Source organism: Thalassoglobus sp. (genome assembly GCF_048270125.1).
Classification (GTDB): Bacteria; Planctomycetota; Planctomycetia; order Planctomycetales; family Planctomycetaceae; genus Thalassoglobus.
In genome coordinates this window covers 552,079-566,358 of the sequence record NZ_JBLWTN010000001.1, presented here as the reverse complement: position 1 = coordinate 566,358, position 14,280 = coordinate 552,079, and the positions used below count along the sequence as shown (strand labels likewise).

11 protein-coding genes are annotated in these 14,280 nt (G+C 48.6%); 6 read left to right on the top strand and 5 right to left on the bottom strand.

From position 1 onward, the window contains the following. Window positions 1-488: 488 nt before the first annotated feature. Complete coding sequence (locus ACN0YR_RS02070) at window positions 489-1,772, top strand: lactonase family protein (RefSeq protein WP_417847546.1); 1,284 nt, start codon at window positions 489-491, stop codon at window positions 1,770-1,772. 107 nt (window positions 1,773-1,879) lie between these two features. Here ACN0YR_RS02070 and pdxA read toward each other — a convergent pair whose 3' ends face one another. After that, window positions 1,880-2,944 carry a 4-hydroxythreonine-4-phosphate dehydrogenase PdxA gene (gene pdxA, locus ACN0YR_RS02065; RefSeq protein WP_417847545.1) on the bottom strand — a complete coding sequence of 355 codons (1,065 nt, stop codon included), beginning with the start codon at window positions 2,942-2,944 and terminating at the stop codon, window positions 1,880-1,882. Continuing rightward, entirely contained in the window at window positions 2,944-3,486 is a 543-nt protein-coding gene (gene rfbC / locus ACN0YR_RS02060; protein WP_417847595.1) for a dTDP-4-dehydrorhamnose 3,5-epimerase, read from the bottom strand. Before rfbC ends, pdxA begins: the two co-directional genes overlap by 1 nt. A 132-nt stretch (window positions 3,487-3,618) precedes the next feature. Here rfbC and ACN0YR_RS02055 point away from each other — a divergent pair, with 132 nt between their 5' ends. The 3 genes from ACN0YR_RS02055 (at window position 3,619) to ACN0YR_RS02045 (ending at window position 8,072) form a co-directional block, all read left to right on the top strand. Continuing rightward, the gene (locus ACN0YR_RS02055; protein ID WP_417847544.1) at window positions 3,619-3,882 is read left to right on the top strand and encodes a MoaD/ThiS family protein; all 264 of its coding nucleotides are present in this window, start codon (window positions 3,619-3,621) and stop codon (window positions 3,880-3,882) included. Between the two features lie 294 nt (window positions 3,883-4,176). Then, window positions 4,177-6,630, top strand: coding sequence for a DUF1592 domain-containing protein (locus ACN0YR_RS02050; protein WP_417847543.1), 2,454 nt, complete (start codon window positions 4,177-4,179; stop codon window positions 6,628-6,630). Window positions 6,631-6,746: 116 nt separating this feature from the next. Further along, on the top strand, window positions 6,747-8,072 hold the full coding sequence (locus ACN0YR_RS02045; protein WP_417847542.1) for a DUF1552 domain-containing protein: 1,326 nt from the start codon (window positions 6,747-6,749) through the stop codon (window positions 8,070-8,072). Window positions 8,073-8,347: 275 nt separating this feature from the next. On the opposite strand, the gene ACN0YR_RS02040 is transcribed toward ACN0YR_RS02045, so the two are convergent. Then, entirely contained in the window at window positions 8,348-9,826 is a 1,479-nt protein-coding gene (locus tag ACN0YR_RS02040) for a sigma-54 interaction domain-containing protein (RefSeq protein WP_417847541.1), read from the bottom strand. 1,438 nt (window positions 9,827-11,264) lie between these two features. After that, entirely contained in the window at window positions 11,265-11,441 is a 177-nt protein-coding gene (locus tag ACN0YR_RS02035; protein WP_417847540.1) for a hypothetical protein, read from the bottom strand. A 175-nt stretch (window positions 11,442-11,616) separates the two neighbouring features. Here ACN0YR_RS02035 and truD point away from each other — a divergent pair, with 175 nt between their 5' ends. Next, window positions 11,617-12,798 (top strand): tRNA pseudouridine(13) synthase TruD, encoded by a 1,182-nt coding sequence (gene truD / locus ACN0YR_RS02030; RefSeq protein ID WP_417847539.1) that lies wholly within the window; start codon window positions 11,617-11,619, stop codon window positions 12,796-12,798. Here the strand turns inward: truD and ACN0YR_RS02025 are convergent. Beyond that, window positions 12,722-13,180 carry an acyl-CoA thioesterase gene (locus tag ACN0YR_RS02025; protein WP_417847538.1) on the bottom strand — a complete coding sequence of 153 codons (459 nt, stop codon included), beginning with the start codon at window positions 13,178-13,180 and terminating at the stop codon, window positions 12,722-12,724. The two genes, truD and ACN0YR_RS02025, sit on opposite strands and share 77 nt — an antisense overlap. A gap of 238 nt (window positions 13,181-13,418) precedes the next feature. On the opposite strand from ACN0YR_RS02025, the gene ACN0YR_RS02020 reads away from it, so the two are divergent. Further along, window positions 13,419-14,189 carry an SIR2 family NAD-dependent protein deacylase gene (locus ACN0YR_RS02020; RefSeq protein WP_417847537.1) on the top strand — a complete coding sequence of 257 codons (771 nt, stop codon included), beginning with the start codon at window positions 13,419-13,421 and terminating at the stop codon, window positions 14,187-14,189. Window positions 14,190-14,280 lie beyond the last annotated feature (91 nt).

Here is a 14,280-nt window from a genome sequence, read left to right as displayed (position 1 = left end):
CTGTCAAAACAAGAAAAGTGATCATCAATTTCATGAGGTATCGCTCTCGGGTTTGTACGTCTGGGTTTATCTCGCTGATTGAAACGTGGTGACCGTGGATCAAAAGTGAAATCACTTCGCCCATCACCCGCTTCAAGACATTTACGAATCATGTTGAGTGACTCAACCTCTGATTTGTTTCAGGTGTGAGTTTGCGGTCTCCAAGTATGGCAGGTTCTCTTCAGTGGTTCGACCAATGTCCCCCATTCTCTTTTGCTCGTGATGCGGAGTGGTAAGGAAACGGGGCATCATTGTGAGGGAAAATTTGCAGCGAACAGCCTTTTGAGTTTGGCTTGCAATTCAACGTTTCAATGTTACCGGCAAGAAATGTCGGCGGTGATAGTTGACAGGGAATTTTTCTGACTCGAAGATGGCGTACCGCCCTCCCCTATCGGTCATCTCAAAATCCTCCATCTAAAATCAATTCTTTCAAATAGAGTTCCTGAATTATGAGCCAAGACGTAAATAAACTCCAGCCAGTCTCTCGCCGTTCATTTCTGAAGAGTTCCGTCGTTGCAGCTGGAACAACTTCGTTGTTGGCGAAAACGCTCAGCGCAGAGGCAACTGAGGGAAAGCAACCGTTGATGGCCTATGTCGGGACTTTCAGCGCTCCTCTTAAAGATGTGTTACCGACACAGGTCGACCTTCCGCCGGGGAACGGGCGAGGAATTCATCTCTTTCAGGTCGACCGTCAAACTGGCGCATTAGCTGAGGCCGGTATTAATGAAATGGGGACGAGTCCAAGTTGTTTAGCAGTGAATGCTGACGGAACTCGAATGTATTCCGCAAACGAAACGGACCATGTCGGGAAGACGAAGGAAGGAACAGTCAGTTCCTTTTCTATCAATCCGTCCGATGGAAAGCTGACGCTTCTCAATACGGTTCCATCGGGAGGCGCCGGGCCAACTTATGTCAGCATTCATCCATCAGGACGACACCTGTTCGTCGCCAACTACTTCGGAGGATCTGTTGCTGTTCTTCCAATTCAAGAAGATGGGCAACTCGGCAAAGCGACGGATGTAAAAGTCGATTCCGGAAAGATCGGCCCGACTCGTGCCACCAATGCACCTAAAGGAAGTTTTGCATTCAGCGGGCATGATCGAACACATGCTCACATGATTCAGTCAGATCCGTCAGGGCGTTACGTTTTGCATGTCGATTTGGGACTCGACTTGATTTACGTATGGAAGTTCGATGAGAAGACTGGCCGCCTGACACCAAACGACACGGCGACAGTTTCCCTTCCACCGGGAGATGGGCCACGCCATTTCCATTTCCATCCGAATGGAAAATGGTTTTATTCCATTCAAGAAGAAGGCTCAACAATTGTCTTCTTCGATTACGACTCAAAATCCGGGACATTGTCAGAGCGGCAAACGATTTCCACGCTCCCGCCGGAGTTTGCAGGGAGCAACTTCTGTTCAGAAATTTTGGTTTCGAGCGACGGAAAATTTGTCTACGCCGGCAATCGACTGCATGACAGTATCGGAATCTTTGCTGTCGGCCCCGATGGTCAACTGAGTTTCACTGGAGAGGTATGGACAAGAGGCAACTATCCCCGCAGCTTCAGCTTTGATCCAACGGGTCGCTTCTTGTATAGCTGTAATCAACGGGCGGACAACGTTGCAGTCTTCAAAGTCAATCGAAAAACAGGCGGGCTGAAGTTCACCGGCCAGTACGTCCCGGTCGGGAATCCATCTCACCTCGTCTTTGTGGATCTGCAGTCTTCTTGAGAATGGTGTACGCGTTCTGTATCAGAAGAGTTACACCACTACGGATTACGCTAGCCGCTGAGGAAGTCAGTTCAAGGCATTGAGGAGAGTTTGACCTGCTTAGCAGGTCAAACTCTTTTTGAAGGAACAAGTTGAACTGCTGTTCGAATCGCGGAGACCATGCCCGCTGTCTCCACCAGATTCTTGCCAGCGATGTCAAAAGCGGTTCCGTGGCTGGGGCTCGTGCGAACAATCGGCAACCCAAGTGTCACGTTCACCGCGCGTTGAAACGCAATCAGCTTGAGAGCGATGTGTCCCTGGTCGTGATACATTGCGACAACCCCATCGTATCGCCCCGCCACTGCTTGCTGAAGTAGTGTATCTGCTGGGAACGGTCCCATGGCGTTGATGCCAGTCTCAGTTGCATGTGAGACCGCTGGAAATATGAGTGTCGCTTCTTCATTCCCGAATAAGCCGTTTTCTCCCGCATGTGGATTCAACGCACAGACTCCAATTCGCGGGGCCTGACATCCAACTCGCTGCAGAAAGGAAGCAATCAGAGAAATCTTTTCGGCAATTGCTTCTGTTGAAAGCAAATCAGGGACGCTGGCAATGGAAGTATGCAATGTGACATGTGCGACGCCGAGACCGTACGGACCTCTGACGACTTCTCCCGCTGGCAAATAAAGCATCATCGCAAAATCTTCAACACCGCACTCCTTCGCCAAGATTTCAGTGTGCCCAGGATAGTGGTGTCCGGCGAGGTGCAGAGCTTCTTTATTCAACGGAGCGGTCACGATGGCATCGATTTGGTTCGCTAGTGCTGCCTGAGTCGCTGCCACGAGCCAGTCATAAGCTGCCTGCCCAGCAGCGGCATTCAGCTTCCCAACTGGAACAGACGCGGTTTCTGCACTCGTCGGGTTCCAACACGAAATGGCATCGGAATCCTGTGCTTCAGCGATCCCCTCAAGATCAGATACGACGCGGACTTGCGGTGCTTTCTCGTACTGTTTGAGGGCGCGCTCTAAAACCTGTGGATCTCCAACGACGACTGGGGTACACAATTGTTGAACATCAGTCGCAACAACTGCCGCAGCGACAACCTCCGGTCCCACACCCGCTACATCCCCCATCGTTAGTGCAACGACTGGTTTCTTCTGTAAGGCATAGTAGTTCTGTTGTGTGCTGGTCATCAATCAAAACATTCAAGCTGAGACAACGGGATTCCCGCGATGTCTTTTTCGGAGAGGATTGGCGGTTGATCGAGTCTCCAATCGATTCCGATGTCAGGGTCGTTCCAGAGTAACGTTCTTTCGAATTCTGGATGATACAGGTCAGTGCATTTGTAGAAGAAGTCTGCCGATTCACTAAGAACCTGAAATCCGTGTGCGAATCCCTCGGGGATATACATTGAACAACGATTCTCTGCGGAGAGAACCTGTCCGACCCAACGCCCGAATGTAGGCGAACTTTTGCGAACATCCACAGCGACGTCAAAGACCGCACCAGACAGGACGCTCACTAACTTGCCCTGTGGGTGTTGGATTTGAAAGTGCAAACCACGCAACACGCCCAGCTGCGACCGCGAGAGGTTGTCCTGGACAAACTCGGCTTGTAAACCTGCATCGCGAAACGTCCCTTGATGGTAAAGCTCCAGGAAAAAACCTCGTTCATCACCAAAAACGTTCGGCTGAATCAGTTTGACGTCTGGAATGCTTAGTTCGGTGATCTCCATATCCCAGTGATTCCCATTTAAGCGATCTGTTGAAGAAGTCGAATCAATATCGGAAAATAGGAATTGTATTGTCGCTGGCAATTTAAGTTAACTTCAACAGCGTTTCGAATTGAATTTTGAGAAAGCATTCCGATGCCGACTGTTTTTATCCCAGCCTCTTTACGGAAACATACTGGGGATGTCCGATCTGTTGTTGTTTCAGCTGGAAATGTCCGGGAAGTGATCGAAGAATTGGAGAAAAAATTCCCGGGAATCCGCGAGAAGATTTGTGAGGACGGACAGTTGCGAAAAGGGTTGTCTGTCGCCGTCGACTCGCGTGTTTTAAGCCATGGAATGCTGGAGAAAGTCTCTTCTGACAGTGAGGTACACTTCGTCCCTTCCGTATCGGGAGGCTGAACTCAACAAGAAGAATTCGACAAAACAGTAGAAATATGCGTATAATGATGGTTGAGATCTTCCCGACTTAGTCTCTACATGTTGCCCGCCTCGCTCTAAGTCGATTTCCTTCCTTCCGAATTTGGTGAGTCCTTGATTCGTGTCCGTTGTCGACATTGTGGTTCTCGATTCCAGCTCCGCTCTGAGGATGCTGGCAAGAAAGGGATGTGTCCTAATAAAGAGTGTCGACAGCCGTTTCGTGCACCAGCAAGCATTCCTGAGGAATCCGTTAAACCTGCGAAATCATCTGGTCGGATGCCGGCACGAAAACGCCCGGGCAAAAAACAGCCAGCTACAAGTCGACCAACGCCGAAAAGAAAGCAGACTCGAGGTAAACGGAAAAGGCGACAAAAACGATCGGTCTATCCGGTTGTTGCCGCAACTTGTTTTGGAGTTGTGTTCCTGCTCGGATTCTTCACGTTCTGGTTCCGTTCAGATAATGGGGATGCTGACCGAGGAACCATTGTCGCTGCTGACCAACTGAATCCACTCGCCAAGGTCGACTTCGAGAAAGAGATTACACCTTTCTTTCAGAAGTATTGTCTCGATTGCCATAGTGCGGACTTTCAGGAAGGTGACTTTAGTTTTGACCGCTACGCTGATGGCGATTCCATTAAGCGTGATCGTGAAATTTGGACAAAGGTTCAACAGCTCGTCAGACTGGGCGCCATGCCCCCAGCCGATTCGGATCAACCGTCCAAAGACGAGAGCCAGAAGATTATTGACTGGATCGATTATCAGCTCTTCTTTGTCGATTGTTCAGTCCCACATGATCCCGGACGTGTCACTGCAAGGCGGCTCAATCGGACGGAGTTTAACAACACCGTTCGAGATCTTTTAAACGTCGATTTCAGTCCTGCAGACGACTTTCCTTCTGACGATGTCGGTTACGGGTTTGACAATATCGGCGACGTCCTTTCTGTCCCGCCGTTGTTGATTGAAAAATACCTCACAGCTGCTGAGCAAATCGCAGAAAAAGCGATCATCACTCAACACCCGAAGTATATTTCGAAGCGAGCGTTCGGGAAGGAGTTGAAAGAAGAAGGTGCCGTCTCAAGTCGAGGAGACGGTAGTAAAGCAATTGTTTCCCGGGGACGAGTTTACCATCAGTTCAATTTACCTGAATCGGGAACTTATCGCCTGATCATCGAAGCTTCAGCAGATCAGGCGGGGGATGAACTCGCAAAGATGGAGTTGAAACTCAATGAGCGTGTCCTGAAGGTTCAGGAGATTCAAGGACATAGGGAAGAGAATCTGGTCCAGTTGGAATTCGAAGGGAGCGCAGGAAAGCAAACGCTCTCTGCTGCTTTCATTAACGACTTCTTTAACCCGAAAGCAGAGAAGCAAAAAGACCGCAACTTGATGGTGAGATCCCTTCGAGTTGAGGGGCCACTCGGTATTCCTGATTCGGTGCGGGAGTCAAACTCGCTGCTCAAAGTCTACCCTGAAAACGGCGTGTCAGTTTCCCACGCTGCTCAATCCAATTTTCGAGAGTTTTTGCCACGCGCGTTTCGACGACCTGTGACAGAAGCGGAAATCACTCAATACGTGTCGTTTGTCGAGATGGCCTCTGAGCGCGGAGCCTCATTCGCAGAGTCGATGCGCATTGGTTTACAGGCGATTCTTGTCTCACCGCACTTTCTCTTCCGTGTTGAAGAGAGTCGACAACAAGTTGGTGAGATGGAACAGCTCGACGATTTCGCACTCGCGACCCGCATGTCGTACTTCATCTGGAGTAGCTTACCTGATGAAGAATTGTTTCAACTCGCAAAAGAGAACCGTCTCCATGAGCCACAAGTTCTGAAAGAACAGACTGAGCGGATGCTGGCTGATCCGAAGTCTGAAGCACTTGTCAAAAATTTCTCCGGACAGTGGTTAGGTCTTCGCAAGTTGACGACGAACGAAGTCTCTCCCGATACTGCACTCTTCCCCGATTTTAATGAGAAACTTCGCCTGGACATGTGGAAAGAGACGGAGTTGTATTTCGGATCGATCGTGCATGAAAATCGAAGTCTCTACGACTTGCTCGATGGTCGATATTCGTTCCTGAATGAGCGGCTGGCGAAACTTTACGGGATTGAAAACATCAAAGGGGAGGATTTCCGTCGTGTTGAATTTAAGAATTCACAGCGGCTGGGGGTTCTCACACATGCCAGTATTTTGACGCTCACTAGCTATCCTGACAGAACTTCACCCGTGAAGCGTGGTCAGTGGGTTCTCGAAAACTTTCTCAACGATGCTCCACCAAATCCACCCCCAACAGTCCCCGGAATTGAAGAGACACAGTCGGCAAATCCGAATCTCTCCTTCAGGGAACAATTGGAAATTCACCGGAAAGATCCTGGTTGCGCAGCGTGTCATGTGACAATGGATGAAATTGGGTTCGGTCTCGAAAACTTTGATGCCATTGGGCGATGGAGAACACAAGACGGAAAATTTGAAGTCAACGCGAGCGGGACTCTCCCGACTGGTGAGTCTTTTAATGGTCCAGAAGAAATGATCGCTGTTCTACGAAGTCGAAAAACACAGTTTGGACGATGCGTAGCAGAAAAGATGCTAACATATGCGCTCGGTCGAGGACTAGAATATTATGATCGATGCGCTATTGACAAGATTATGATCGATCTCGATAGCGATGACCGATTTTCCGTACTTGTCACCGGAATCATTCAGTCGGCGCCGTTCCAACTGCGTCGAAACAACAAATAGTTGAAGGAAAACGGATCAATCAGCCGACGTTCAATGTAAGAAATGCGGCGAAGGCTCCGTCTTAATAGCTGATCTTTGTCGTGACACACGACAGAGTAGTTTTGAAAGGTATTCCAATGAAACCGATTTCACGAAGAACGATGCTCCAAGGTGTTGGTGCAACACTTGCCTTGCCTGTTCTGGATGCAATGCTTCCAAACGCAGCCTGGGCAGCGCCTGAGCAACTTGTGCAAAACCGGATGGGATTTATCTTCTTCCCAAACGGCGCCATCATGAAGGACTGGACCCCTGATGAAGTTGGCGAGAAGTTTTCACTTCCCAAAACATTGAAGCCTTTGGAAAAGCATCAAAAAGATTTTCTCGTTCTATCAGGACTCGCCCAAACCAAAGCCCGTGCAAACGGAGATGGCGGTGGTGACCATGCGCGTAACTCAGCAGCATTCTTGACAGGAGCACAGCCGAAGAAAACGAGCGGTGCCGATATTCAAGCTGGAGTTTCGGTCGATCAAATCGCAGCTGCAAAGATCGGAACTCAAACAAAACTTCCATCACTTGAACTCGGTATCGAACCGGGGCGGCAAGCTGGTCGTTGTGATTCGGGATATAGCTGTGCATATGTTTCCAATATTTCCTGGAAAACCCCGCACACCCCGATGGCCAAAGAAGTGAATCCGAAGCTGGTTTTCGAACGGATGTTCGGAAGCGGCGAAGATCAAAAAGCGATGGAAGAACGAAACTTCTACCGCAAAAGTATTCTCGACTTCGTCGCAAGTGATACGAAGCAACTCAAGAATAAGCTTGGTCGAAACGATCAGCGAAAACTGGATGAATACTTCGCCAGCGTTCGTGAGATTGAACAGCGTATCGAACGTTCTGAAGCTGAAGCCGATCTCGCACGTCCAGATGTCGAGATTCCAGAGGGTGTGCCGAAAGATTGGGCAGAGCACGTACGAATGATGTACGACCTGATGGTGCTCGCATTCCAGACAGACACAACCCGTGTCTGTACTTTCATGCTCGCAAATTCCGGCAGCAACCGAAGGTTCAATGAAATCGGAGTCAACTCCGGGCATCACCAGATTTCACACCACCGGAACGATGAGGCCCTTGTTGCTAACCTGCAAAAAATTGATGAGTACTCCGTCAAGCAGTTCAGCTATTTCCTAGACCGGATGAAGAGTGTCAAAGAAGGCGATGGGACTTTGCTGGACAACTCCATGTTGCTGTATGGATCTGCCATCAGCGATGCCAACCGACACACTCACCACGATTTACCAATTCTGTTGGCTGGTCAGGGAGGCGGAACTGTTAAAACGGGGCGGCATCTTCAGTACGAGAAAGAGACACCGATGAACAATCTCTTCTTGTCGATGCTGGATCGAATGAACGCTGGAGTCAAAGAATTTGGTGACAGCACCGGACGGCTCGATCAATTGTCATAACGGTGAGTCTGACTTCACCCATAGTTAAAAAACCCTGCGTCGAAGTTGAATTCGACGCAGGGTTTTTGCGAATACTTCAAGAAGTCGTTCCCGATTCATCAGAAGTCGATCGTCTTAAACTCTACGAGCTGACGCGTCCTTACACTTGCAAAATCCAGGGCGAGGTCTGTGTCTATTTATAGTGTCCTGCGTTCTGCTGATTTCATTAAGCTGCATGCTCTCGACGAGCATGCTTTGAAGAATCGATGGGTTCCGCTCAGTGAGTGATTGGACTCTCACTTCATCATGTTGTACTTCTTCATTTTGTTGTAGAGGGTCACTCGACTGATACCGAGTTCTTTGGCAGTGTTGGTTCGCGAGAAGTTATTCTTGAAGAGAGTCTGCTCGATGATCTCCTTCTCGCTGCATGCAACTTTTTGTTCAAGAGAATGGTCATGATCCTTCTGGCTGTGTTGTCCTAATCGGACAGATGGATCATTTGTTGGCCCGACCTGACCGGAAAGAATGTTTGGCGGGAGATGTTCACGGTTCAGGATGCCGTCCTTGCAATAAATGACCGCTCGTTGCATGACGTGTTCGAGTTCACGCACATTTCCCGGCCAGGGATAGCTGAGTATCGAATCAAGGAGCGAATCATCGATGCGATGTATTGGAATCCCATGTTTCTCCTGAAACTTTTTGATAAACATCTTGCACATTGGGATGACGTCCACTTTCCGCTTTCTCAGTGGCAGCAACTCGAACTTCATCATGTTTAATCGATAGTACAAATCTGGTCGAAATCGCCCCTGTTCAACCAGCGGTTCCAGGTCCAGGTTACTGGCGACGACCAGTCTGGCTTGTGACTGAAGTGTTTGATTCGAGCCGACCGGCTCAAACTCTCCTGTCTCAATGACTCGCAGCAACTTGACTTGTTGTTCCGGTGCAAGAACATCGATTTCATCGAGAAGAATCGTCCCTTTCCGAGCAGCGATGAACTTGCCTTCTTTATCAGCATGTGCACTGGTGAACGATCCTTTGACATGTCCAAAGAGTTCGCTTTCGATCAGGTCGCGTGGGAGTGCTCCGCAGGCAACGTGTATAAACGGTTCATCTCGGCGTGGAGACGCTTCGTGGACGAGGTTTGAGAGAAACGTTTTTCCCGATCCTGTTTCTCCAATTAACAAGATAGTCACATTGTGAGAGCCTGCGACCATCAAGTCTTCCAGCATTTGTTTCATTTCTGGCGAGCGCGTTTCAAAGTTTCGCGTAATGCCGGGAAACACAGCTTCGCCGAATCCAGAAGTGACGATCGGTGATGGACTCTCTGGTGCTTCCGTCGTGATTTCAGGTGGAGAAGCATTCGCGGGAGTCTCTTCATTTAGAGTCTGTTCTTCGGCGTTCTTCTGCTCAAGGCAACGCTGAAGAGTTTTTGTGACAGATTCTACAGAGATAATTCCGCTGAGAGGTTCGACATGTTTTGAATCGATGTGTGGCTGAAGCAGTGCAGGAACTTCGTTCCCCACAAACGCTAATGACACCGTTTGTGAAGAGTTCTGTTGTAGGTGGTTCAGAACCCGGTCGATCACCGCTCCATCACTGAATTCCCAACGCTGATCTGTCACCAACACGTCGATCTTCTCATCAACAAGCAACGGCAAGATGCTTGAGAGGTGAGTGGAAACCATGATGTCGTAATCTTTTTCGAGAACGTTTCGGAGTTGGCTTCCAAAGTTTTCATCGGGGCTGGAGAAAAAGAGTTTAAGTCGAGGCATCGGAATAATCTTTCGATGTAACTTGCGACAGAACATTTGTGAGAGCTGCGTACGATGTGAAACAGTCTGTCAGGCTGCATTCACATCAAGTCAACATCTCTTAATGATCAACTTCAGTGCCAGTGAGTCCGAAATCGGTGATCAGAAACGAAATCGTGTTCAATTCTTTTGACGACGTTCAACAACGACCCGGCGCATCCTTTGGAAATGTGCTCGTATTTCCAGAAGAAACCCATATTGAGAGCAATCTCTCAGCGCTAAGAGAACTTGGGAAAGAGCTCGAAAGTCACAGGAATATTAGAATGGTGATCTACGTCAACGTGGCGTTTAGGCATCATGAAGCAACACTCGATGCTGTCTTTTTGCAACAAGGAATCGTGCAGAGCTTCCAATTGTTGGCCAGAATATTGAGATAAAAGCGAAATCAATCAGCGGAGCGGTGCTTCCAGGCTCATGGGCTGACCGCATGCAAGCTGGATGATGCAATTTATCCACTCCCCTCTCCCTGCGCATTCGTCTGGGGGCCTTTGGTTTCTCCGAAATGTTTCGATCTTAGACAGTTTGCTCTACCGTGTGCCCGTGAAGAACGTATTTTTCCAGTAAAAATGCTGTTCGCCACGAGGCAGAACCTGCAAACCAATTCGAAAGATGCTCTAGCGAGGGCATGTCGATGAAACGTTTAGCTGTGGACAATAGTTCACATGACTGGTGATCCTCAGGAAAGAGATCGAACTCTACGAGGCAAGTTTGAATTTCGATTTCTGCGGAATCTTTCAGTTCGTGAACGATGATTTCGTGTTGAACAAATTGATGCTGGCGAGCGAATGATGAATGGAACTCAGTTTGTTGGGCGAATGCATTTGCTCCATTTATTCAGTGAACTCAGCCTCTCCGCTCGAAATGCATTTGACTCTCTCCCTGCTAGTGAATCTTTCACGCAGACTGTTTGCTGAAAGACGACACACCGGACGAGCAATGGAGAGATTGGGTGATCTGCGAGATTCACACAGCCTGCGGAGTCTTCTGACGCTGTTTGCAAATTTAGAAGATGAGTTTCGATAAATTCAAATCGTTGCTCCACGAGGGCGCGTGCGATTTAATTTTGAAACTTCTTTCGCGGCATTTTCAATGCCTGTCGTGCTGGCGAGGATCGATCCGAAGGTCACTTCGAGGACCTTACAAGTCGCTCTTCACGATGCAGAGTATAACGACCAGTCTTAGATCGCTCGGGGACTGGGATGCTACTGAGTCGCCAGATCAAGATGAATCTGCGGCAATGTTTGCGTAGCGACGTCGGAGCAACATTTACGGTTTATGAGCGAGGTGTTCCAAGCGTGAGAGAGCTGGAACTGTTGCGAGTTGTCTGTGTCCGGGAAGAGAGCTTTTCATATTATGAATAGCTCATTTCCGCGAGACAGATTGCACTTTTCAGAATGCCCTAGTAGACGTTGGCCAGAATGTCTTCTGATCCTGCAAAACTTTCATCGATCTCAGCTTGTCCGTCATCAAGAATTTCAAAACAAAGCCCGTCACCTTCGACAGAGACAATTGTCACTGTATACTCGCCAACATGAATCGTTTCGCCAACGGATAGTTCGATCAGATGTTCTTGCACAGTTTGTCTCCGTAGAACCGGATGAGATGTCATCAATGTGCGCATGACAGAAAGAGTCAGGCGAAACGGACTATACACCGGAGTTACAAACTCGCCAACTGAAAAACGACAAGCTGTTTCAAAATCCTTCAAAGATTTTCAAACTTTCATGACTCATGAACAAAAAGACATCTGGATGAAAATTCGAACTCAAGCTGCTGATTTTCGTGTCGAAGAAATTAATTCGATCCCAATTGGTCGTGACGGAAATTACGGCGTTTACGAAATGCGAAAAACAGGCTGGAACACACTCGACGCATTGAAGAGCATTGCCATTCAATGGAAGCGTTCACCTAAAGAATTGGCGCATGCTGGATTAAAAGATCGTCACGCCATTACGTCTCAAGTGATTACAATCTTCGATGGTCCAAGTCGCAACTTTGAAGATCATCAAGTTGCGCTTGAGTACCTGGGACAGTCAACAAGAGCCACGGTGGCAACAGACATTGTAGCGAATCGCTTCAGTTTAGTTCTCCGGTCACTCTCGTCTGATGAAGTGAACTCTGCGAAAAAGGCGCTTCCTCAAATTGCAGCCACAGGCTTGGCAAATTATTTTGACGATCAACGATTTGGTTCCTGGATTCCGGGACATCCGTTTATCGCTGAACATTGGATACGTGCCGATTACGAAGAAGCATTGCGGCTGAGTTTCGCGGAACCACATCCGATGGATGACGGAGACGAGCGAGAGCAGAAAGACATTTTGCGAAAACACTGGGGCGATTGGAAGCTTTGTAAACAGAAGCTCAGTCGTTCGCATCGCCGGAGTATCATTACGTTTCTGGATGATCGAAAAGATGACTTTAAAGGTGCCTGGGCTTGTGTCAATGCAGAAATGCGTGGACTCTACTTAACTGCATTTCAAAGTGATTTGTGGAACCATATCCTCAATAACTTTTTCCAGGAAACTTTCACCGACGATCAGCTCATACGATTTCGCATGAAGACAGGCGAACTCTGTTTACCAACGACAATGACTGCCGAGCAGAAACAACGTCTGCATAGTGCTGAAATCCCATTGCCTTCTGCGCGAATCAAAAACCTTGATGAATCGCTGCGCCCACTTGTCGAAAAGTCGTTAGCTGAGAAAGGCTGGAAACTGGAAGAACTCAAAGTTCGTCATCCACGTGACCGCTTCTTTCCGAAGGCTTCGAGAGCAGCCATGATTCCCGTCGCTGATTTGGAGTCTGAGTTCGGGGAAGATGAACTCTCTCCGGGTCTGGCGAAACTCAATGTTCAATTCACTTTGCCTCGGGGATGTTACGCAACGATGCTAGTGAAGCGTTTGATGATTGCGGAATCTCAAACGCAGAACTGACGATCTCTGGAATCGCGATCAATCGTCCTGTTTCCGTTGCCACAAAAGCCCAGTTCGTTTCTGCACGGGCAACGAGTTTTTCGGTCTTGCTGTTGAGGATTTCATATTTCCGGAGCGATGAATACTTCTTCATATCGTGAACCCAGGTTTTGATTACAACAGCATCTCCCTGAAAGACAGGTCGGCGATATTCGATGAAGTGCGATCTCACGACCCACGCCCAGCCATGCTCTTTGTACAGGTTCGTGTTCCAGCCTTGTACGTCTGAATGTGCGATAGCGGCGTTCTGCAACCACTTCAGATACGAAATATTATTCGCGTGCCCCTGACCGTCGATGTCTGTTTCGGTGACTTCGTGCTCAAACAAATATAGAGCGGGCATGATGACGTCTCCAGTAATGAGGCGATGTATTCGACAGTGGAATGTTTATTCGTGGGCAGTATCATACTGCTTTTCATTTGTCTCTGTTTCCTTCACCGACGCTCCGAAGTCGATCGTCGCTGACGGGAAGTTTTATGACGCTGCAGGTTCAGAAGACATTTGCACAAACTCTCAATGTGACGCAAGTCATGTTTTGGTAACTTTTGAACTTACGAAGATTCCGCGAAAGGGATCGTTGATGACTGACTCAGCACTTCAAGGTCAACTTGAGTCAATCGCTGACTGGCTGTTTGATTCCCAGTCAGCGATTGCGTTTACCGGTGCAGGGATTTCGACAGAAAGTGGGATTCCTGATTTCCGTTCACCGGGCGGTGTCTGGTCGAAGAATCGTACTGTCTACTTCAATGAATTCCTCAGTTCGGAAGCGGATCGATACGAATACTGGCGACAGAAATCGCAAACGCATGTCGAGTTTGAGGCTGCATCTCCAAACGCCGCACATCGCGTGTTGGCAGAATGGGAGACGGAAGGAAAACTTTCTGCAGTTGTCACTCAAAACATTGATGGTCTGCATGTTGAAGCGGGTAGCCATAACGTACTTGAACTTCATGGGACTGCTCGAGAAATCAGTTGCCTGAGTTGTGAGAAACGCTGGCCTGCTGACCCGTGGGTTCAAAAATATCTTGAAGAAGATCGAGTTCCTAATTGCCCGGATTGTAAAGGGCTTTTAAAGCACGCAACCGTTTCGTTCGGCCAGGCGTTACCCGAGGATGTTTTAGAACGTTCAATTACATTGGCAAGCAACGCAGACCTCTGCTTCGCCTGCGGTTCATCTCTTGTTGTCTATCCTGCTGCCGGGATTCCTGAAGTGGCAAAGAGAAATGGAGGTAAGCTGGTCATCATCAACCGTACGGAGACTCCGCTTGACCACCTTGCGGATGTCATCATTCGTGAGCCGCTCGGATCAACGCTGTCTCAGATCCATCAATTTTATATGGATCGTTGCTAGAGCATCTTTCGAAATGGTTTGCAGGATCTGCCTCGTGGCGAACAGCATTTTTACTAGAACCAGTCCGGAAACTTGTGGAATGGTGGCTTTT